Origin of the sequence: Roseburia inulinivorans DSM 16841 (assembly GCF_000174195.1) — a bacterium.
GTDB lineage: Bacteria > Bacillota > Clostridia > Lachnospirales > Lachnospiraceae > Roseburia > Roseburia inulinivorans.
In genome coordinates this window covers 1-19,853 of the sequence record NZ_ACFY01000086.1, presented here as the reverse complement: position 1 = coordinate 19,853, position 19,853 = coordinate 1, and the positions used below count along the sequence as shown (strand labels likewise).

The following is a 19,853-nucleotide window of genomic DNA, read 5'->3' as shown; positions in this document are numbered from 1 at the left end:
TCCTTCTTCCTGTTTTCCCTATACCATGATTCTCCTGATTTACTGTACAATTGGGAATAAAATCTTCTGATTCTCCTCATCATACAGATTCTGTCTATTGATCACAAGACTTTCCACCGTTGTGCTTTCAGCACTGGAAAACTTGTATTTGATTTGTTCCGCAATCGTATGTACGCTCTGGTATCCCATGTTAAATTCATTTGGTACTACAAGCGACTTAATTATGCCTTTGTCCAGATAATATACCGTTTTATCCGAACACCCTTCCCCATAAATCATAAACTGTCGTTTATAACTGGTATCCGCCTGCAGATAATCCACTGCTGTTTCTGTCTCCGCATTTCCCAATGTGATCAGAATATCCACCGGTTCATCTGCCTGTTTTGTCACAAGTTCCGATGACAGATTCTCCCCCTGACCGGATAAAATCCAGACCGGCTCTATGTTCTCATCCTCCAGCAGCTTTTTCACGCTGCCAAGCCTCTGCTGCATGGAAAGCTGATTCTGGTTTCCGCTGAGAATTCCAATTTTTTTCTCAGATAAAGAATCCCCATAATCCTGCAAAACTGTCTGTGCCAGTGCTTCACCAATCCAGAGATTATCCGGGGCTGTCACGGAATAAACTCCCTCCGACACCGCATCTGTTTCCAATAACATCACCGCTACAGAAGAATCTATTTTCTCAAAAACTGCATATGTGTCCTCACTTGAGACAAGCTGTACGATAATTCCATCTGCTCCATTCTCCACTTCACGCTCGATCAGCGCCTTTTCTTCATCTTCACTCGCAAAGACACCGGTGGAAACATAATTTAACTGAATATCGTCATCTTTCGCTGCCTGCTCCAGTCCCTCGCGCATTGCGATCCAGCGGTCATTGTTGCTGTCGTTGACGATCACAGACACACTGTATTTTTTCTCTTCTTTATTCACTCCAAGCATGCCAGCGGATGTCCAGACAATCGTCACTACCAGGGCAAGAATGAGCAATCCAAAATAAATCCTATTTTTCTTCATTGCTCTTTCCCCCTTTCAGTTCCTGCATCTTTCCGTTTTCCAGCAGTTCCAGTTTTTCCGGTTCATATGGAATATACGGCAAATGGATACGAATGGTGGTTCCCTCATCCGGCATACTCTCGATTTCAAGGCCATATGGCTTGCCAAACCGCAGACGGATACGATTATGTACATTGATCACACCCACACCGGAACCATGCTTTCTCACACGGTTATTGTCGGTCAAAAGCTGTTCCACCATATCCTGCGGCATACCAAGTCCGTTATCGCTGACTTCTATATAAATATCGTCCTCTTTCCGGTAACCTTTTACATGGATCTCGCCTTCACCGTCCATTCCTTCCACGCCATAATAAATCGCATTTTCCAACAGCGGCTGCACCACGAGTTTTACCGTACAGCAGTGCAAAATTTCCTCCTCTATGGAAAAATCAATTGCAAAGCTGTTTTTATAACGAATTTTCTGGATATTCATGTAATTCTTTGCGTGTTTGATCTCATCTTCAACGCTGATGATCGTTTTTCCGCGGCTTAGACTGATACGGAACAGACTCGCAAGCTGCGTGATCATAAAGACCGCATCCTCGTAGCGTTCGCCCTCGATCATCCATACAATAGAATCCAGTGTATTATACAAAAAGTGTGGATTGATCTGTGACTGCAATGCATCCAGTTCACTTTTTCTTTTTTCTTCCTGTTCATACAAAATATCATGCATCAACTGGTTAATCTGTTCTACCGTAGAGCGCAACGTCTTTCCCAGATGTTCTACTTCCAACGATCCGCCTACATATATAGTAGGATTCAGATTTCCCGCTTCCCATTCTTTGACGGATTCATTCAGACGCTGTAATGGTTTTGCGATTCTTGCAGACACAAGCTGATTGATGATAATAATCAGCAGCATCGACAACGCCATCAACATAATCACAAACATTCGCGTACCGTAAAGTCCCATATTAAAGGCGCTCATTGGCACAACGCTCACAATTTTCCAACCGGTATAGCTGACCGTCTTGACGGTGATAAGTCTCTTTTCACCCTGAAAAATCTCCTGATGGGAACCGTCATCATAATGAACCGCCTCAAGATTATTTTCCTCATAAAGATTCGTGTAAATCAGTTTCTGCTTCGGATGATAGATAATCTCACCATCGCTGTCCATCAGATAGACATATTCCGATGAATTATCTGTATTTGCCTTATTAAAAAGCTGCTCAATGCTGCTGTAGTTCATATCAACCAGCAAAACACCCAGCGTAGAATTTCCGTTGCTTGTCAGTTCCACTGCACGGCTTAAGGAAACAACCCAGTAATAGCGGTAAGCTGCATTATCAAACAGATTCTGTACATGTGGAGTGGAAAAATGCAGGTTTTCCATCTGATCCACCGCATTGACAAACCACTCCTGATCGACAATGTCCGAATTATCCTTCTCATTGGTGACCGGTGCTGCTGCAACCAGTTTACCATCGTTCGTATAACATGCGATACTGATCAGGTTGTCTTTATTCGCCTCATATAAAAGGTTCATCTCCTCATCCACAGAATCCACTGCAAGATCCTTATCCTTAATGACACTATAGTACATCGCATCCGAAATGCGCCGCATGTTTCTAAGATACGTTTCCAGATTGATGGCAGTCTGATTCAAAAGCTGCTCCGAGCTTTCGATTGTCATGTCCTCCATTCGATTGACAAAACGATTATAAAGTGTCACGCCAAGAATCCCCATACTGCATACAGAGACAATCGTAAATGAAACCGATATCGTAAACTGTATCGTCTGGGGTTTGACACGTTTTGCAAGGTATTCCGCTATTTTCCGGTAAAATTTTTCTATTGTTTTCACTTTTCGCCCAACTTACCTGCCTTATATTTTGATGGTGACATTCCAAATTGTTTTTTAAACACATAGCTGAAATAGTTCGGATCAGAATATCCAACTTTTTCTGCAATAATATAAGTTTTCTCGTCTTTCGTCAAAAGCAGATCCACTGCCTGCTCCATGCGATAGTCCGTGAGATAATTGATAAATGTTTTTCCGGTTTCCTTCTTAAAAACAGTGGAAAAATATGCTGCACTCACATTCAGATAACTGCATATCGTCTCAATACTCAACTCCTGATCTGCATAATGCTCCTTCACATACTCTACTGCTCTTGTCACAAAAGATTTTGTGGTGTCCTGACGTTCATTTGTCACCTGGCGCTGCATCTTCATACAGTTTTCCTTCAGCCATGCACCAAGCGCATCTGTGGATTCCAACTGTAATGCCTGATTATATAAATCGCTGTTGTTGCCAAACACTTCGTCCATGTTAATCTGGTTATTGCTTCCAAACCGGAAAATTTCTGCAATCAGTTCCATGACAAGAATCCGGTAGTTCTGCAGAGACATTCTCGTCTTTGCCATCTGCCCCGTAAACTCTGCAATTGCTTCCTCCAACGGCTCCTGCTCGCCCATCTTGACTTTCTTTAAAATTTTCTCGATGTAAGCTTCCTCCCAGTGTTCATCCACGCTCTCCTGTGGATCCATCTCTGCGATATTGATGGCTCTTGTATTTCCATATAAAACACGATAAGAGGTTGCATTCTTTGCACCGTGATAAGAGAGTGAAAGCTGCGAAAGCTGATTGCACACATGACCGATTCCCGCGGTGACAGTCGCCTTGCAGACACGCTTTGCCATTTTGCAGAACCGATCCATATCATCGGTAAAATGTGTGACGCTGTCCACATCGGAAAGCTGTGCGATCACAAGGATATCTCCAAGATAGGTCACCGTCCTGCAATTCCATTTTTCGGTCAACTGTTCCTCCGCAAGTTTTTTCACAGAGACAGTGAGTAAAAATGGATCAATTGGCACATTTTCCGGATTCGTTGTACTGATATGTAAAACAGTGACCACATAGTATGGTCCTGTCAGGTTGATCTGATAGTTTTGCACATACTTTTCAATCTGTGACTCCGGGATTCTTCCTTCAATCAGCGAAGTATAAAAATTCTCCTGTAAAACAGGAAGACTTTCCATATAATATTCCCGCAGTTTGTCGATATTTCTTTTTTCGTCCAGCTCTTTATCGAGGTTGACCTTGATCCGCTCAAACACTTCCCGCAGTTCATTGGAATTGATCGGTTTTAAAATATACTCCTCGGCCTCAATTTTAATTGCCTCTTTCGCATACTCAAATTCATCAAAGCCGGAGAAAATGATCACTTTCACTTTCTGGTAGAGTTCTTTGAGCTTTTTGCAGAGTGTAAGCCCGTCCATATATGGCATCTTGATATCTGTCATGACCACATCCGGCTGCAGTTCCTCCGCCATTTCCAACGCCTCCACACCATTTCTGGCATAGCCTGCAATGGAAAATCCCATGCTCTCCCAATCGAGTTTTTTCATGATGACCTGAAACACTTCTTCCTCATCATCTACAAGTAAAACGGTATATTGGTTCATAATTTCTGCCCTTTATTTTCTTTTATTTCTTTTCCATCTTTCTTTATGCACCGTATTTGTCATTCATTTTTTTCCACAAAACGCCAAAAATAATCGTACAGATTACAATCTGTGCCAGTGCGACATAAAGATCCACAAAAAGAAGAAACGTCATTACAAGTGTTGCAAAACCAAAAAAGAGAATGAGCGCTCCACCTTTTTTTGCATACGCCTTTTCATCTTTTACCGGTTCTTTATTCTTTCCCCGAATGGTTGAAACATCCTGCAAAATCATCAGTTTCAATCCATAATACATACAGATCACAAATAAAAGTAATGGAATTCCTGCCTGTTCTAAAATTGTCTGTGTTGTCATTCTTTTTCTCCCTTAAGTAATAATAGCGGCTGAAAAGCTCCAGCCGCTATTATTATAATATAAAACATATGATGTTTCAAAATTATTTGTATTTTATTATTTCTTAGCAACGTATTTTCTGATATCAAGAGAAATAGCTACGAAGATTACGATACCAATTGCAATGTACTGTGCGTTCGCATCTACTCCCAAGTACTGTAATGCTGCTTTTAATAACTCGAATACAGCAACACCGATGATAGCGGAAGAAACTTTACCACGTCCACCTGTAACGGATACACCACCGATCGTACAAGCTGCGATCGCTTCCATTTCGTAACCATATCCTAAGTTAACGGATGCACCACCGGCTTTTGCGCCAAGCATGAAACCTGCAAGACCATACATAGCTGCTGCTTTCATGTAGATTAAGATCATAGTTGCTTTTACAGGAACACCAGCAACTTCTGCTGCCTGTGGGTTACCACCGATCGCATACATATATTTTCCATGACGTGTCATGTTGAAAATGAACCATGTGATAACTGCTACTAAAATTGCGATCCAGATCAGCCAGCTGATTCCAAGGAATTTGCCGTTTGCGATATCTGTGTAGGATTTTACATAACCACCAAGTGGTGTAGCTCCTGTGTAGATCAGTGAAATACCATAAACAATTTCCATCATTGCCAGCGTAGCGATGAATGGAGGTACGCTTAGGTAAGCGATGAAGAAACCTGTGATACTACCAAATGCTGCACAGATTGCCATGACAACGATCAATGCCAGGAATACATTCATTGGCTGCATATCCGGGAAGAACTTTCCGGAATAATCAATACGCTGTAATAATGTACCGGCAATACATGCTGCGAAACCGATCATACGTCCTGCGGAAAGGTCACATCCTGCGGTGATTACACATCCTGCAATACCAAGGGCGATGACAAGTCGTGAACTCATGTTCATCAAAATGTTCATTAAGTTGTTTCGTGTAAGGAAGTTATCAGATGTCAATCCGGTGTAGATAACCAGAATAAACATTACAATGATAACGCCATTGTTGATAATAAAATCTTTTGCTTTCTGCTGTTTTGTCTTTTCCATTCTATTGTCCTCCTCTATCAGAATTTGGTTGCGAAGCCCATGACTCTTGCCTGAGTCATCTCTTCCGGCTGATCGATCTCGCCGGTAAGTTTACCGTTACACATAACGCAGATTCTGTCTGCCATACCAAGAAGTTCTGACATTTCTGATGAGATCATAATGATTGCTTTTCCCTGTTTTGCCAGATCACTCATGATCTCATAAATCTCATGTTTTGCACCGACGTCGATACCACGGGTCGGCTCATCCATGATCAGTACGTCAGGATCATTTGCAAGCCATCTTGCTACGATAACCTTCTGCTGGTTACCACCGGAAAGGTTTGCGATGTGTTCCTTCATACTTGGTGTCTTAATGCTTAACTTCTTAATGCTGTCATCCACAACCTGATTGATTTTCTTGTGGTCTAACACAAATCCTGCTTTAAGGAATTTATTGTATACAGAGACACCTACATTATCTTTGATGGAAAGACATCCGAAGATACCATTTCCACGACGATCCTCTGTAATAAGTCCGATACCTGCATTCATTGCATCAATAGGATGTTTGATCCTGGTTTTCTTGCCGTGCATATAAATCTCGCCGGATGCGATACCGCGGATACCGAAAATACCTTCCATCAACTCGGTTCTCTGTGCACCTACCAGTCCACCAAATCCAAGGATCTCACCTTTTCTCAATTCAAAGCTTACATGCTGGAATGATTTTTCATGGATAGAACATAAGTCTTTTACTTCCATGATGACTTCACCCGGTTTGTTCTCCTTCGGTGGATATACATTGGTAAGTTCACGGCCTACCATCTTTGCAATGATCTGGTCTGTTGAAAGTTCTGCTGCCGGCCAGGTTCCTACATAGGTACCATCCCTCATGATCGTGATATCATCCGCGATACGCTTGATTTCATCCATCTTGTGGGAAATGTAAACCATTGCAACGCCCTTGTCTCTCAGATCATTCATGATACGGAACAGTGCTTCTACTTCGTTATCAGAAAGAGAAGATGTCGGCTCGTCGAAGATCACGACTTTTGCCTGCTGTGAAACTGCCTTTGCAATTTCTACGGACTGCATCTGTCCAATGGAAAGAGATCCAAGCTGTGCTTTTGGATCAAAATCCATTTTTACCTCTTTTAACCATCTCTCTGTCTCTGCATACATAGTTTTGTGGTCGATCATCTTAAATGGTCCGAATCCCTTGGTTGGGAAACGTCCTAAATAAAGGTTCTCTGCCACGCTTCTTGCAGGTACCGGCTGTAATTCCTGATGTACCATCGCAATACCATACTTCATTGCCTCATCCGGATTGTTGATCTCAATCTTCTTGCCATCCAGAATGACTTCCCCCGCATCCATTCTGTAAATACCGAAAAGGCATTTCATCAGAGTGGATTTTCCTGCACCGTTTTCGCCCATCAGTGCATGAACTGTTCCTGGTCTTAATGAAAGCTGTACATTATCCAACGCTTTTACACCAGGGAAAGATTTGCAAACACCCTTAAGCTCCAGTTTATATTCAGCCATTTTGCTCCTCCTTTATAAATTCAGGTCTATTACCTGTTTTATTTTATGTTGATACAGATCAAAAATCTGTGTAATGTCAATATTCAGAATTCCTTACCCATTATTACTTCCGCTGTTTCAAATACATGACATTTTCATAATTCTTTTTGTTATCAAATCAATTAAGATCGTCTTGTGTCAGTCTTTTTTCAAGACAAGTGCGGGTGCCATTCAAACACCCGCACCGCTTTTTTCATTTTACTTTTTCAATGTAGCAATGATTGATTATTTAACCATGTCAAGGATTTCCTGGGCATTGTCTTTTGTAACTTTCACGTAGTCACAACCAATGTAGTGCTCGTTTCCAGCACCTGATAAGTAGTTGATAGCTGCGTCTGCTGCACTGTGGGACTGTGAGAAGTGATCGTTAAATACAGTACCTGTCATTGTTCCTGCAAGAACATCTTCAAGTGCTTCTGATAAAGCATCAACACCTACTAAGTAGATATCTTCACCTACAGTACGTCCTGCAGATTCGATTGCCTGTAAAGCACCAAGTGCCATTGCGTCGTTGTTACAGAATACAACTTCGATATCATTACCATTCTGGCTTAAGGAGTTAGCTACTAACTGCTGTGCTGTAGCCTGATCCCACATACCAACCTGATCGTCTAAGCAGTTTACTTCTAATCCGGCATCTTCAAGAGCTTTGATGGAGTACTCTGTACGATACTGAGCATCAACGTTCTCCGGGTCACCTTCGATCATGATGTAGTCGATTTTTCCGTTTCCGTTCATATCAACTGTGTCAAGACCAAGATCAGCGATCATTTCGCCCTGGTATGTACCGGACTGGCGAGCGTCACATCCAACGTATGTTACATCCCAGTTGTTATCTGCCCATCTCTGCTCCTCAGAAGCATCTGGCTCACGGTTGATGTATACAAGAGGGATACCAGCTTCAACAACCATATCTGTGATTGTCTCTGCGGATGAAGAGTTAACCGGGTTGATGATCAAAACGTCAACACCCTGTGTGATGAAGTTCTGGATCTGGTTTGTCTGTGTAGCCTGGTCGTTAGCACCATCTACGATTGTGATATTGTCTTTTGAGAATCCCTGTTCTACTAAGTAGTTCTCAAGTTCTCCACGGAATAATGTCATGAAGTTATCAGCGAACTGATAAATACATACACCAACTTTTTTATCAGCTAAGTCTCCGTTTGCTGCATCTGCTGTTGCGTCTGCTGCATCGGATGCCTCTGTGGATGCTACTGCATCATTTGTTGTTGTGGTTGTTGTTGAATTGTCTGATGTTGTTGTATCAGAGCTGCTTCCGCATCCCATTGCCATGGATGCTACCATTGTCATTGCAAGAATTACACTAACTACTTTCTTTTTCATATAAGAAAACCTCCCTTAATGTATTTGGTAACTTCTTGTTACATGATGAATTATAGCAATCGCCCCTATAAAAAACATATAAAATACTTCTTTCTTTCTTGAAAATTCTTCTGTATTCATTGTGCAATATGTTTAATATGAAAAGTGTATTTTTGTTATATTTTAGTTATTTTTCTCCTTTTTCTGTTGTTTTTACGAAATTTCTTAGATTTCCTTTGGTCTTTTGCACAAAACGGGCGTCTGCCAGGATTCCCGGCAAACGCCCGTTTTACGCGGTTTTTCATGTTCTTTTTTGCTTTTTTCTGTAAAGTGACCGCTTTTTTCAAAGGTATTATAATGTGACACCGCAGCCTTTCAGCAACTCTCTCGCAGTGTCTAAGGAATCCACGCCGTGAAGGTTTTTGATCGGTGCAAATTCTCTTTCACGCACAACTTCATATGGAATGCAGTCATCCATCATATGTACCATATCCAGCACTAAAGTTTCAAACTTGTATCCGTTTGGCTGCTCCGGTTTCACCATATTTCCTTCCAAATCAATATGAGGAATTTTCTTCTCCACCACATGGATCGGCATACGTGCGTCTGCGATCTGCTCTAATTTTTTTTCAGAGAAAAGATAGTTTAAGATCACGCCAAAGCCGTAAAGCAGATCTCCATTCTCTTTTCTTGCAGTTGCCATCTCCTGCGTCATCTCATAATACTCTGCGATAGATGGTTTTCCATCCTCAGTACAAAGCACGCCAACTTTTTCATCCGGTGCCGCCTTGCGCACTACCTTCGCTCCACTCTCGCAGCCAGAAACGATTGTTGCGCCGATAAATAGCGGATCCGCAATTCTCTGTAAGCAGTTGTCCACTGCAAACACATTGATCCATTCAAGTCCTCTTGCGTGGATGTCATCTAATAATCCTGCGCTCACCATGGAACCAAACCATCCACCGTTTCCGTTTGGAGACATTGCCACCTCGGTATCAGATTCCATATAGACACGTCCCTCGTGGTCACATGCCGGAACCATCTCCTGAATGAAAAATTTTACATAGTCTTTTGGATAGCCAAAATAATGATGCTCCTCAAAAAAAGTAACGGTATCTTTATGATTAATATTGCTTGTCATAATGTACATTGGAACGTAAGCACCGGCTTCATCCGTCACATCCATCAGATTACGGAAAAGCTGCTCGAATAAATAAAGTTCCCGGTTCACACCGATATTTAATGTTCCCTTCGGTCTGTCCAACCCCAGTCTTGTTCCCTGTCCGCCAGCTAAAAGCACTGCTCCTACTTTTCCTGCCCGGATTGCATCCAGTCCTGCTGCTTTAAACTCGTCTCTGCGCGCCTCGATCTCCGGCACTTCCACTGCTTCTAACGGTGCGAACACACCGCGCTCATTCACAGTCTCTTTTCTCTGGATATGTTCTAAAATCGACCAGTCGATCTGTTCTAAACGCTCTTTGAGCGCTGCATTCTGTTCCGGCGTATTGCGCTCCATGCTCGCTCTGATGTACACCTGTTTCTCATCTTCCCAAATTTTCATGAAATCCTTCTCCTGTTTTCTCCTGTTTTATCTCTCCTTTTAGTGTTCGATAAAACCTGTTATTTTTGAACAAATTTCCGTCAAATTCATTCATCTTATATGCCGTCTATTTTAGCATAATTTCCCTATGTCCGCAAACTTTCGGACTTTTTCGCAATTCTGGTTTTCTAATTCAACCCGCGGAAACCTTTTCCGATAATCTCACTGCTGTTGGTGATCGCAATGAAAGCGGACGGCTGGTTTTCGTGGATGAAGTTACGGAGTTCCACAGCCTGGCTTCGCTTCATAACAGAGAGAATAACTGCTTTGTCGTTATGCTGATAAGCACCCTCGGCATGATATACCGTTGCACTGCGGTTTAACTTCTGGGTGATAAACTCACAGATTGGTTCCGGATCATTGCAGATAATGGTGAAGTATTTGCACATGTTAATACTCTCGATCACATTGTCGACCACCAGTGATTTTGCCAGAAGTCCGCAGAGGGAAAACAGACCTGTCTGCGCATCGAAGACAAGGCAGGATGCAAGTACAATAAACAGGTCTACCAGAAACAGCGCACCTCCGATATTCAGTTTCGTGTATTTCTTTAAGATCATGGCGATAATATCCGTACCACCACCGGAAGCTCCGACATTAAATAAGATGGCTGAACTCGCCGCCGGAAGCACGATCGCATAGATCAGTTCCAGCACCGGCTGTGAGGTGAGTGGCGCAGACATTGGGAACCATTTCTCCGCTGCACTTAACCCAACTGACATCAGCACACTGACATAGACAGTCTTGATTCCAAAACTTTTTCCAAGAAAAATAAATCCCAGCACAAGCAGTGCCATATTGATAATAAATGTGATATTTCCAGGGGTTGTCGGCATAATGGCGCTCAAAACGACCGCAATACCAGTCACTCCACCGAAAGAAAAGTTATTCGGGAACTTGAATACATACACGCCGACAACCAGAATAAGCGTTGCCACGGTAAGTACAAAATATTCTTCTATTGTGCGTTTTACACGTCCTGCATTTTTAAACATTGTTTTTTCCTCTGTTTGATTCATTTGTTATTTTCTGCAAATCTTTTTTTCCTATTATGTGAATTGCACACATATTCTACTATACAATCAAAGAAAAAGATATATTTCCATTTTATAATTCTTTTCGTATTTCTTTTTAATTGTATAACAATTAATATTATTTATCTATGTTCACCGACTTATTCACATTATCCACATAGTTATCCACATATTATCTGATACTTCCCCAGTTTCATCCACATATTCTAATTATATGATTCAGTCTGCGAGAATCATATATAAATTCAAAATACCATTTCACGATTCAAGTGTTTCCAATCACAGAGACAAGATATGCTCTGCGAATCTCGCTCCGATTAGCGGTCGTCGCCATAACAAAAAAGAACCGACACACGAAAACATTCTTTCAAACGCTCTTCGCATACGGTTCTTTCTTATTATTATGTTCCGATCAATTGCAATTAAGCAAGTGCTGCTGTGATGATTGCCATAGAATATACTTCAGAAGCGTTACATCCACGGGACAGATCGTTGATTGGTGCATTTAAGCCAAGTAAGATTGGTCCGTAAGCTTCGAAGTTACCAAGACGCTGTGCAATCTTGTAACCAATGTTACCAGCATTGATGTCAGGGAATACAAATGTGTTTGCATGTCCTGCAACCTGAGAATCTTTGCATTTTGTACGTGCAACACGTGGAGAAACTGCTGCATCGAACTGGATTTCTCCTTCGATTGGAAGCTCTGGATATTTTTCTTTTGCTTTTGCTGCTGCGTTGCGCATCTTGTCAACATCCTCGCCCTTACCGGAACCAAGTGTTGAGTAACTTAAGAATGCAACCTTTGGATCGATACCGAAAATCTTAGCACACTCTGCTGTCTCGCCAGCGATCTCTACTAACTCGTCCTCTGTTGGATGAATGTTGATTGCACAGTCAGCCATTGCAAGTACTTCGTTCTCGCCCGTAGCTGCCGGACGTACCATGATGAAGCAGGAAGATACGATCGTGTTACCTGGTTTTGTTTTGATCAACTGTAATGCTGGACGTACTGTATCTGCTGTAGAGTATGTTGCTCCACCAAGAAGGGAATCAGCAACTCCCATTTTTACTAACATGGTACCAAAGTAGTTTGCCTGGGAAAGAATTCCTCTTGCCTGCTCTGGTGTAACACCTTTGCTCTTACGAAGTTCACAGAACATCTCAACCATCTCGTCAAATCTGTCATACTTCATTGGATCGATGATCTCTGCTCCACGGATATTGAAACCGCTCTCCTCTGCTACTTTTGCAATCTCATCCGGGTTACCAACTAAAATTGGATGTAAGAAATTGCTTGCCAGAAGTCTGGAAGCTGCCTCTAAGATACGAGGATCATTTCCTTCTGTAAAAACAATTTTTTTCGGGTTCTTTTTCAAGATGTCAATTAACTGACCAAATCCAAACATTTTATTTTCCTCACTTTTCTTTTTCTCTAAAACCGTGTCTATGTACCGGATAAACACAATTTTCGGCACTTTTGCCGTGACATGCTTACATTATATAGCAGTTTTTTGGAAATTCAATGTTTGTATTCAAATAAATGCAGTTTTATTTTTCATCCTGAGAAATTGTCTCATGTTCTTCTGTTTCTTTTAATGCTTCCTGAAATTCCGGCGACTGTGCGATCTTGATCGCCTTAAAAATATTCGGCACATGATGTTCCTTGTCCGGTTTTGTCGCAAGCATAAAACGGCGGAAAAGGAAAAGCATACAGATACTGATCACGGAAACCAGATCTTCTCCGGCTGTCGTTGTCTGCACAATCATATGACGCGCGATCACGAAAATCAGGGCTTCAATAATATTGGCAGTATTTGGTTTACATAACATTTTTAGGAATTCCACACCAATGACAACGCCGAGCACTGCATCCAGAAATTCTAAAAACGCAACCGTCTCCTCTCTGTGACGCCACAGTTCTCCAATCTGTGGAAAAATTCCGATCACCGCTATCACAATTCCAATGACCACAACTGCCGCCATGACCATATCCATCACATCGCATGCATCAACAATTCTTTTTCTCACTTTATCCCACATTCGCTTTTCTCCTTTTTTGTAGTTTCAGAACGTTTTTGCCAACAGAAAAACATTCTGTCTTATGCATTTTTCTTATAACAAAAGAGTCGTAGTATCACTGCTGCGGCTCTTTACGGTTTCTGTTCTTAAATTTAAAATCCGAGCATCGCCCTTCGAGTCCAGTCCACGGACGTTACCTCCACAGTTAACTCGGTCCAGGCACCCTCACGGCACACAAGAGCTTTTACTTAGGGCTGCTCCATTCCTGACCTGACCCGGTTCGTAAATTCCTGTTGCGTAAGACCCAAACGTCAACGCCACTTATGAAGGGCTGCTCCGCAAAGAGATAACCCTCAGTTTGATATCACCCCAGCTATAGCGGATTGCTGGTTCAGGGTACCGCTGCCACCCCGGCTGCTCGGAGATTTAAGTATAGCTTATAATAACCTTCATTGTCAAGAGTTCACAGGGAATCTGTCACCGTTTCCTGTTTTTTCCTCTTTTTCTTTTCTCTTAACTCCCGGAAAAAATCAGACAACATCATCGAGCACTCTTCCTCCAAAACGCCTTTTTCAATCTCCACCTGATGGTTAAATGCAGCCATCTGTAAAAGATTCAGCACCGAACCTGCGCATCCTGCCTTCGGATTCATCGTGGCAATGACCACTTTTTTCATGCGGCTCTGCACGATCGCTCCGGCGCACATCTGGCATGGCTCCAATGTCACATACATCGTACAATCCTCTAATCGCCAGTCACCAGTCTTTTTGCTCGCTTTTTTGATTGCGGTCAATTCCGCGTGTGCCAACGTATTTCCTTCGGTGTTTCTTCTATTATATCCTCTCGCAATAATCGTGCCATCCTGCACGATCACGCACCCGATCGGCACCTCATCCAGGGCATATGCTTTTTTCGCCTCGCGGATGGCTGCCTTCATATATTTTTCGTCCTGCGTCATTTTCATTTTTCTGTTTTCCTGTTCTGGTACTCTGTATACAATGATACACTATTTATCGCATCACTACCATAGAAATATTTTTGCTTTTTTTGTGGTGTCGTATATAATGTTATATAAGAATTTTTCCATTCGAGGTTTTTATGCAGAATCACACACAACTGCCCACCGGGCTTTCTTTTTCCTACGAAACAGAGCGATTAATTTTACGGCTTCCCTCCACGGATTATCTGCGGGAAATCCATGATTTTTTATATCGTAACCGCTCCTGCTTTGAAAAATATGAACCAACCGCCCCTGAGAATTATTACACACTCGATTTCCAGCAGACGCTCGCCAGATGCGAGTTAAAACTTGCGCTCAAGCTTTCCAGTGTGCGCTTTTATGTTTTTTTGAAAGAAGATCCATCTACCATCATCGGCACGGTCTGTCTGCACAATATTATAAAAATGCCTTATTTCACGAGTGAGGTCGGCTATAAATTCGATGCGTCTTATCAGCATCATGGATATGCCCGAGAAGCTCTGTCTATGGCACTGTCTGTCGGCTTTTATGGTCTCGGACTCCACAAAATCTTTGCCCGCTGCATGCCTGAAAATACGCCTTCCAAAAACCTGCTGCATGCCACAGGTTTTTTCGAGGAAGGAATTGAGCGCGACAGTATTCTCATTCAGGGAAAATGGGAAGATCACATCCGCTACGCTATCTTAAATCCCGATGAAATCCATTCATAAACGGACAGTTCCCTCTCAATTATTGTCCTGTATTATTCGTCTAACGTGTGATACCAATAGCCAAACTGATTGATGTGATCGGTCGTCATAAACTCCGGGAAACCAAAGATTGCTGCCATCATGCGCTCCTGCTGCTGATAAATCCCCGGGACACCGATAAACCATTTGTCCTCTTCGAGCTTTCCTAACACCAGATAGCGGTAATTGAAAAATCCGTGCAGCAAAAAGCTGTTATTTCCAAGATACCAGTATTTCCGCGGCAGTTCACGCAGGTCTTTCAGTTCAATGCGCACACACTCCACATTTTTATCCTCCGGCAATGTAAAATAGGGATACGTGTTTTTGAACCGCTCCCACGTGTCCACCCAGACAAACTTCGGAAAAATATTGCGCATTGGCATTTCCGTTGCATGAAGCTCCTCTGCAGCATTTTCTCCGTTTTTATCTGCAGGATTTTCCGTTTTTTTCGCGGTCACTTTTTCCGCGTTCACTCTTTCAGCGGTCGCTCTTTCCGCGATATTCTCGTTTTTCTCATTTTCTTTCTGGTTTTCTGTTCCACCCACGTCAAATCTTTGCGGTTCCCACAACCTGATATTTTCTGTTTTTACTGTAAATGGCTCTCCTTCCGTCCAGCGTGTCATGGCAATCGCGCCTTCCTCTCCTGCAAAAACCATTCCATCCATCTCGGCAAACGAGTATTCTGATCCTCCAATCTGATCTGCTTTTATAATTGTTCCATAATCTCCGCTTCCTTTTATCATTCTCATCTCTCCCATCGGGAACGCAAGCATCTGCCCTCCCTCTACTTTAAAAAGGTATACCTGATCCATTCCCATCCGAATTGGTGTTCCACGCAGATGCACTTCAATCCTGCATTCATTTCCCCTGATCTCCACTTTTGCAAATCCCGCGTTGATTCCTTTTGTTCCGTTTTCGTATGCATATATATATGTAATAAAACGTTTGATTCCTGCCATCGGATGCTCCCGGCATTTATTTTGTTGCTACTATATATATTCATTGGTCGGTTATGATATGCGTGATTTTTCAAAAAACTTACATTATGAAGCGTGGCTGAGTGATCACAGAAATGTTTAAATTTATCTTCTTTATTCTTGACAGAAGTATGGTTCTCTGCTATTATAATATCAGTAACAATTACTATTATTAAAAAGAAAGGGTGATTATCATGCTAAAATATAGTAGACAACGTGAAGCAATCAAGACCTTCCTTGCCGGCAGATATGACCACCCTACTGCTGAAACTGTTTATCTCGGCATCAAAGAAGAGTTTCCGAATATCAGTCTCGGCACTGTATACCGTAATCTGTCATTACTTTCTGACATCGGTGAGATTCAGAAATTATCGACCGGTATCGGACCTGACCGTTTTGACGGGAATCCGGCTCCACATTATCATTTTATCTGCAAACATTGTGGCAGCGTTTTAGACCTTTCCGTAGATGGTCTGGATCATATCAATGTCCTTGCAAATCAGGGATTTGATGGTGAAATTGAAGGTCATATTACATATTTTTATGGAAAGTGCGCAGACTGTAAAAAGAACAGTTAACGGTACAGTTCCAGTTGTTCTGCGAACTATACAGCTTTCTATAAAAAATATAAGAAAAGTATTGACAAAATATATTTTTTAAATTAAAATCAGTAATAGTTACTATTATCAAAAGCTAAATAAAATTTAAATAAGAAAAGGAGAACAAAATTATGACAAAATGGGTTTGTACAGTATGTGGATATGTTTATGAAGGAGATGCTGCACCAGCAGAGTGTCCAGTCTGTCATGTAGGCGCTGATAAGTTCAAAAAAGTAGAAGGAGATCTTACACTTGCTGCAGAACATGAATATGGCGTTTACGCAAAAACAGTAAAAAACAATCCCGAAATCAGCGATGAAGACAAGAAATACATCTTCGATCAGTTAAAAGCAAACTTCGAAGGAGAATGCTCTGAAGTTGGTATGTACCTTTGCATGGCTCGTATCGCTCACCGCGAGGGATATCCGGAAATTGGTCTTTACTGGGAGAAAGCTGCTTACGAAGAAGCAGAACATGCAGCAAAATTTGCTGAGATGTTAGGTGAGGACTTAGAGCCAAACATGAAAGCTACTACAAAAGATAACCTGAAATGGAGAGTCGACTGTGAGTTCGGTGCTACTGCAGGTAAATTTGATCTTGCAAAATGCGCTAAGAAAAACAACCTTGATGCAATCCATGACACTGTTCATGAGATGGCAAGAGATGAAGCTCGTCACGGCAAAGCATTAAAAGGATTATTGGATCGATACTTTGGATAAGCTACAAGCCATGCAATAAAAAAGAAGGCGATACATCGTTGGAACTTGTTCACTAAGATGTAACGTCTTCTTTTTTAGTATACGGCGCCAGCCGTCCATGAGGAAGTAGCGTAGCGAATTCCGAATGGGCATGGCTTGTTATTAGACTTATTGGGCGACAGCCCACAGCAAGAAGAAGCGCAGCGTATTCGAGCTGGCTCGGCTTGTAGTGTTTTCTCCCTATTACATAAAAGGAAGATATCTCCATTTACAAAGATATCTTCCATCACACTTTACTTTTTAATTTAACAAAGATAATATGTTTTGTGTATTCTGATTTGCCTGTGCCAACATAGCTTGTCCTACTTGTTCCAAAATATTATTTTTAGAGTATTCCACCATCTCATTTGCCATATCAACATCTCTTATTCTTAATTCCGCATTTTGTGTATTTTCAGCGGTGTTATCATCAACCAATTTTCCATGTTCTAATCGATTTTGTTGTGCTCCAAAGGAACTTCTGTAGGAACTTACCTTGCTAATTGCATCATCCAATCTGGAAATTGATGTACTTGCATTTGCATAGTTTGTAACATCTAGTGCAGGGTCTGTGATACCAACTCCTTTTGCTGTTGCATTTACCAGATTAAGAAACATACCCTGATCCTTTTGCGCGCCCATTTGAATCCATATCTGCTTAAAATTATTGTTTGATGTGTTAGAGTTATTATCTCTTTGTGTGGTTGCATGAACCATTGAATTATCATTTTCGATCCAATATGTAAAAATTGTATGATTCAACCATTCGTTTACTTCTGCATTAGTTACACTGGTCTGATTCCAGAATCCAAAAGTTGCACCACCAGAAGTAAAATATGAATTAGGAGCACTTAGAGACGAATAATATCTATGATCACCTATTTCATAATTATTTTTTACTTTATCTAGACCATCTGTCGCATATTCTTCATATATAACAGTTCCATTTAATGTGCAAATTTGCAATTTGCTTGTTGAAGGAAGTAATTTAAACTTTAGGTCTATAAATTCCTGCCCTTTTGACGTAGTATAGGTATATGGTTTTAAATTATTTACTCTCAGTGATAAATTTGCAAGTGACAATCCTATTTTTCCTGATAAATCATTTCCAGATAAGCCAGTTCCTTTCAGCGGATAAATCTCCTCATTAAAACTTGTATCATTTGCAATTCTATCTACTTCTTTTGTCAACTGATCTATTTCCTGCTGAATAGCGTTTCTGTCCTCATCCGAATTAGTATCATTAGCTGCCTGTACAGACAACTCTCTCATTCTCTGTAATACAGCATGTGATTCATTCAACGCTCCATCCGCAACCTGACACAAAGAAATACCATCCTGTATATTTTCAGAAGCCTGATTCAATCCTCTGATCTGACTTCTCATTTTTTCGGAGATTTGTAAACCCGCAGCATCGTCTGCACTTCTATTAATTTTATATCCAGATGCTAATTTTTCGGATGATTTCGTCTTTTTATCAGTTGTCATAGTTAACTGCCGACTGGTAAATTGTGCTGCTAAATTGTGAGCCAAAACCTGCATATTTTTTCTCCTCCATGAGTTTCATATAAAAAATTATCCTTAACTTTATTTTTATATCGACATTATATCTCCATAACATTAGTTATGGCTAATGTTATTTTGTATTAAATCATTATGCCAACAGGAATAGTCCCTTAAAATTATGTCATACTAATAAAAGGGGATATCACTATGGCTGATCTAGATTTTAAGGTTATCGGATTAAAAATAAAGCAACGTCGTCAAGAATTAGGTATTACACAGGAGTATATTGCCAATGCCTTAGATGTTAATCCATCCCATATCAGCAACATTGAATGCGGTCGTGCAAATCCTTCATTAACTGCTCTTATTAAAATTGCCAATATCCTTTCCTGCAGTGTGGACTACTTTATTAGTGATGAATACACCTTTGAAATCAACAAGAATAGGGAAAAAACATTAGACGACAAGATTATTGATAAAATAAAGTATTGTGATACCGATAAGAAAACCAGAATTTTAAAAATGATTGACTTACTCTAATCATTTAATAGCGAGTACAACATTTTAACAGCAAACCTTACTCCATTTTCAAAGCCTGTCTGCTCAGCCATTGAAACAACTGAAAATATCATTTCGCTAAACTCATTATAATCATGGTCAGATAATATTTTTTGATAAGGTTTTAACCACTCCTTCACAGTTTTATCAACATTTTTATTTCTATTTACAATATCTTTTTCATATACAAGAACTTCATCATATATTTTTTTTAACAATTCACACATTGTCATAGCCTCACTTTCCTAGAGCTTCCAAATAGCACCCCATAATTTATATTATTTAAACTATCTTTCTCTAGCATCACCATA

General features: G+C 41.1%; 19 protein-coding genes and 1 other RNA gene. 4 read left to right on the top strand and 16 right to left on the bottom strand.

The window, feature by feature from the left end; genetic code table 11:
• Positions 1 to 39: 39 nt before the first annotated feature.
• The 13 genes from ROSEINA2194_RS08625 to tadA form a co-directional block, all read right to left on the bottom strand.
• Positions 40 to 1,017, bottom strand: coding sequence for a substrate-binding domain-containing protein (locus ROSEINA2194_RS08625; protein WP_007885756.1), 978 nt, complete (start codon positions 1,015 to 1,017; stop codon positions 40 to 42).
• Positions 1,004 to 2,869 (bottom strand): sensor histidine kinase family protein, encoded by a 1,866-nt coding sequence (locus ROSEINA2194_RS08620; RefSeq protein ID WP_007885754.1) that lies wholly within the window; start codon positions 2,867 to 2,869, stop codon positions 1,004 to 1,006. The genes ROSEINA2194_RS08625 and ROSEINA2194_RS08620 overlap by 14 nt, the downstream gene beginning before the upstream one ends.
• On the bottom strand, positions 2,866 to 4,476 hold the full coding sequence (locus ROSEINA2194_RS08615; protein WP_007885753.1) for a response regulator transcription factor: 1,611 nt from the start codon (positions 4,474 to 4,476) through the stop codon (positions 2,866 to 2,868). The genes ROSEINA2194_RS08620 and ROSEINA2194_RS08615 overlap by 4 nt, the downstream gene beginning before the upstream one ends.
• Before the next feature lie 43 nt (positions 4,477 to 4,519).
• Positions 4,520 to 4,831: a hypothetical protein gene (locus ROSEINA2194_RS08610; RefSeq protein WP_007885752.1), complete on the bottom strand. Its 312-nt coding sequence runs from the start codon at positions 4,829 to 4,831 to the stop codon at positions 4,520 to 4,522.
• Positions 4,832 to 4,927: 96 nt separating this feature from the next.
• A complete protein-coding gene (locus ROSEINA2194_RS08605; protein ID WP_007885750.1) occupies positions 4,928 to 5,917 on the bottom strand; it encodes a galactose/methyl galactoside ABC transporter permease MglC in 990 nt (329 codons plus the stop codon).
• A gap of 17 nt (positions 5,918 to 5,934) precedes the next feature.
• Positions 5,935 to 7,443 (bottom strand): sugar ABC transporter ATP-binding protein, encoded by a 1,509-nt coding sequence (locus ROSEINA2194_RS08600; RefSeq protein ID WP_007885748.1) that lies wholly within the window; start codon positions 7,441 to 7,443, stop codon positions 5,935 to 5,937.
• 264 nt (positions 7,444 to 7,707) lie between these two features.
• The gene (locus ROSEINA2194_RS08595) at positions 7,708 to 8,826 is read right to left on the bottom strand and encodes a galactose ABC transporter substrate-binding protein (protein WP_007885746.1); all 1,119 of its coding nucleotides are present in this window, start codon (positions 8,824 to 8,826) and stop codon (positions 7,708 to 7,710) included.
• Between the two features lie 331 nt (positions 8,827 to 9,157).
• Positions 9,158 to 10,366, bottom strand: coding sequence for a UTP--glucose-1-phosphate uridylyltransferase (locus tag ROSEINA2194_RS08590; protein WP_007885744.1), 1,209 nt, complete (start codon positions 10,364 to 10,366; stop codon positions 9,158 to 9,160).
• 167 nt (positions 10,367 to 10,533) lie between these two features.
• Positions 10,534 to 11,400, bottom strand: coding sequence for a YitT family protein (locus ROSEINA2194_RS08585; RefSeq protein ID WP_044927542.1), 867 nt, complete (start codon positions 11,398 to 11,400; stop codon positions 10,534 to 10,536).
• A 461-nt stretch (positions 11,401 to 11,861) separates the two neighbouring features.
• Positions 11,862 to 12,845 carry a phosphate acetyltransferase gene (gene pta / locus ROSEINA2194_RS08580; RefSeq protein WP_044927541.1) on the bottom strand — a complete coding sequence of 328 codons (984 nt, stop codon included), beginning with the start codon at positions 12,843 to 12,845 and terminating at the stop codon, positions 11,862 to 11,864.
• Positions 12,846 to 12,987: 142 nt separating this feature from the next.
• On the bottom strand, positions 12,988 to 13,479 hold the full coding sequence (locus tag ROSEINA2194_RS08575; protein ID WP_007885739.1) for a hypothetical protein: 492 nt from the start codon (positions 13,477 to 13,479) through the stop codon (positions 12,988 to 12,990).
• A gap of 138 nt (positions 13,480 to 13,617) precedes the next feature.
• Positions 13,618 to 13,880: signal recognition particle sRNA large type (gene ffs / locus ROSEINA2194_RS20355), an RNA gene on the bottom strand.
• 41 nt (positions 13,881 to 13,921) lie between these two features.
• Positions 13,922 to 14,416, bottom strand: a complete 495-nt coding sequence (gene tadA / locus ROSEINA2194_RS08570; RefSeq protein WP_044927540.1) for a tRNA adenosine(34) deaminase TadA — start codon at positions 14,414 to 14,416, stop codon at positions 13,922 to 13,924.
• Positions 14,417 to 14,556: 140 nt separating this feature from the next.
• Here tadA and ROSEINA2194_RS08565 point away from each other — a divergent pair, with 140 nt between their 5' ends.
• Positions 14,557 to 15,147: a GNAT family N-acetyltransferase gene (locus tag ROSEINA2194_RS08565; RefSeq protein ID WP_007885736.1), complete on the top strand. Its 591-nt coding sequence runs from the start codon at positions 14,557 to 14,559 to the stop codon at positions 15,145 to 15,147.
• 32 nt (positions 15,148 to 15,179) lie between these two features.
• On the opposite strand, the gene ROSEINA2194_RS08560 is transcribed toward ROSEINA2194_RS08565, so the two are convergent.
• Positions 15,180 to 16,124, bottom strand: a complete 945-nt coding sequence (locus ROSEINA2194_RS08560) for a DUF6128 domain-containing protein (RefSeq protein WP_007885729.1) — start codon at positions 16,122 to 16,124, stop codon at positions 15,180 to 15,182.
• Between the two features lie 212 nt (positions 16,125 to 16,336).
• On the opposite strand from ROSEINA2194_RS08560, the gene ROSEINA2194_RS08555 reads away from it, so the two are divergent.
• Positions 16,337 to 16,720, top strand: a complete 384-nt coding sequence (locus ROSEINA2194_RS08555) for a Fur family transcriptional regulator (RefSeq protein WP_007885728.1) — start codon at positions 16,337 to 16,339, stop codon at positions 16,718 to 16,720.
• A 152-nt stretch (positions 16,721 to 16,872) separates the two neighbouring features.
• Positions 16,873 to 17,460: an NADH peroxidase gene (locus tag ROSEINA2194_RS08550; RefSeq protein ID WP_007885721.1), complete on the top strand. Its 588-nt coding sequence runs from the start codon at positions 16,873 to 16,875 to the stop codon at positions 17,458 to 17,460.
• 279 nt (positions 17,461 to 17,739) lie between these two features.
• Here the strand turns inward: ROSEINA2194_RS08550 and ROSEINA2194_RS21995 are convergent, their stop codons facing one another.
• Positions 17,740 to 19,020, bottom strand: coding sequence for a flagellin N-terminal helical domain-containing protein (locus tag ROSEINA2194_RS21995; protein ID WP_007885719.1), 1,281 nt, complete (start codon positions 19,018 to 19,020; stop codon positions 17,740 to 17,742).
• Between the two features lie 171 nt (positions 19,021 to 19,191).
• Here ROSEINA2194_RS21995 and ROSEINA2194_RS08540 point away from each other — a divergent pair, with 171 nt between their 5' ends.
• Positions 19,192 to 19,524 (top strand): helix-turn-helix domain-containing protein, encoded by a 333-nt coding sequence (locus tag ROSEINA2194_RS08540; protein WP_007885718.1) that lies wholly within the window; start codon positions 19,192 to 19,194, stop codon positions 19,522 to 19,524.
• Here the strand turns inward: ROSEINA2194_RS08540 and ROSEINA2194_RS08535 are convergent.
• On the bottom strand, positions 19,521 to 19,775 hold the full coding sequence (locus ROSEINA2194_RS08535) for a hypothetical protein (protein WP_007885717.1): 255 nt from the start codon (positions 19,773 to 19,775) through the stop codon (positions 19,521 to 19,523). The two genes, ROSEINA2194_RS08540 and ROSEINA2194_RS08535, sit on opposite strands and share 4 nt — an antisense overlap.
• Between the last annotated feature and the right edge of the window lie 78 nt (positions 19,776 to 19,853).

Bases quoted from the DNA above. Each gene is read 5' to 3' on its own strand.
- ROSEINA2194_RS08585 (WP_044927542.1), bottom strand. From the start codon at position 11,400: ATGTTTAAAAATGCAGGACGTGTAAAACGCACAATAGAAGAATATTTT.
- ROSEINA2194_RS08535 (WP_007885717.1), bottom strand. From the start codon at position 19,775: ATGACAATGTGTGAATTGTTAAAAAAAATATATGATGAAGTTCTTGTA.
- ROSEINA2194_RS08565 (WP_007885736.1), top strand. From the start codon at position 14,557: ATGCAGAATCACACACAACTGCCCACCGGGCTTTCTTTTTCCTACGAA.
- ROSEINA2194_RS08550 (WP_007885721.1), top strand. From the start codon at position 16,873: ATGACAAAATGGGTTTGTACAGTATGTGGATATGTTTATGAAGGAGAT.
- ROSEINA2194_RS08575 (WP_007885739.1), bottom strand. From the start codon at position 13,479: ATGTGGGATAAAGTGAGAAAAAGAATTGTTGATGCATGCGATGTGATG.
- ROSEINA2194_RS08560 (WP_007885729.1), bottom strand. From the start codon at position 16,124: ATGGCAGGAATCAAACGTTTTATTACATATATATATGCATACGAAAAC.
- ROSEINA2194_RS08590 (WP_007885744.1), bottom strand. From the start codon at position 10,366: ATGAAAATTTGGGAAGATGAGAAACAGGTGTACATCAGAGCGAGCATG.
- pta (WP_044927541.1), bottom strand. From the start codon at position 12,845: ATGTTTGGATTTGGTCAGTTAATTGACATCTTGAAAAAGAACCCGAAA.
- ROSEINA2194_RS08610 (WP_007885752.1), bottom strand. From the start codon at position 4,831: ATGACAACACAGACAATTTTAGAACAGGCAGGAATTCCATTACTTTTA.
- ROSEINA2194_RS21995 (WP_007885719.1), bottom strand. From the start codon at position 19,020: ATGCAGGTTTTGGCTCACAATTTAGCAGCACAATTTACCAGTCGGCAG.
- ROSEINA2194_RS08540 (WP_007885718.1), top strand. From the start codon at position 19,192: ATGGCTGATCTAGATTTTAAGGTTATCGGATTAAAAATAAAGCAACGT.
- tadA (WP_044927540.1), bottom strand. From the start codon at position 14,416: ATGACGCAGGACGAAAAATATATGAAGGCAGCCATCCGCGAGGCGAAA.
- ROSEINA2194_RS08555 (WP_007885728.1), top strand. From the start codon at position 16,337: ATGCTAAAATATAGTAGACAACGTGAAGCAATCAAGACCTTCCTTGCC.
- ROSEINA2194_RS08615 (WP_007885753.1), bottom strand. From the start codon at position 4,476: ATGAACCAATATACCGTTTTACTTGTAGATGATGAGGAAGAAGTGTTT.
- ROSEINA2194_RS08625 (WP_007885756.1), bottom strand. From the start codon at position 1,017: ATGAAGAAAAATAGGATTTATTTTGGATTGCTCATTCTTGCCCTGGTA.
- ROSEINA2194_RS08600 (WP_007885748.1), bottom strand. From the start codon at position 7,443: ATGGCTGAATATAAACTGGAGCTTAAGGGTGTTTGCAAATCTTTCCCT.
- ROSEINA2194_RS08605 (WP_007885750.1), bottom strand. From the start codon at position 5,917: ATGGAAAAGACAAAACAGCAGAAAGCAAAAGATTTTATTATCAACAAT.
- ROSEINA2194_RS08595 (WP_007885746.1), bottom strand. From the start codon at position 8,826: ATGAAAAAGAAAGTAGTTAGTGTAATTCTTGCAATGACAATGGTAGCA.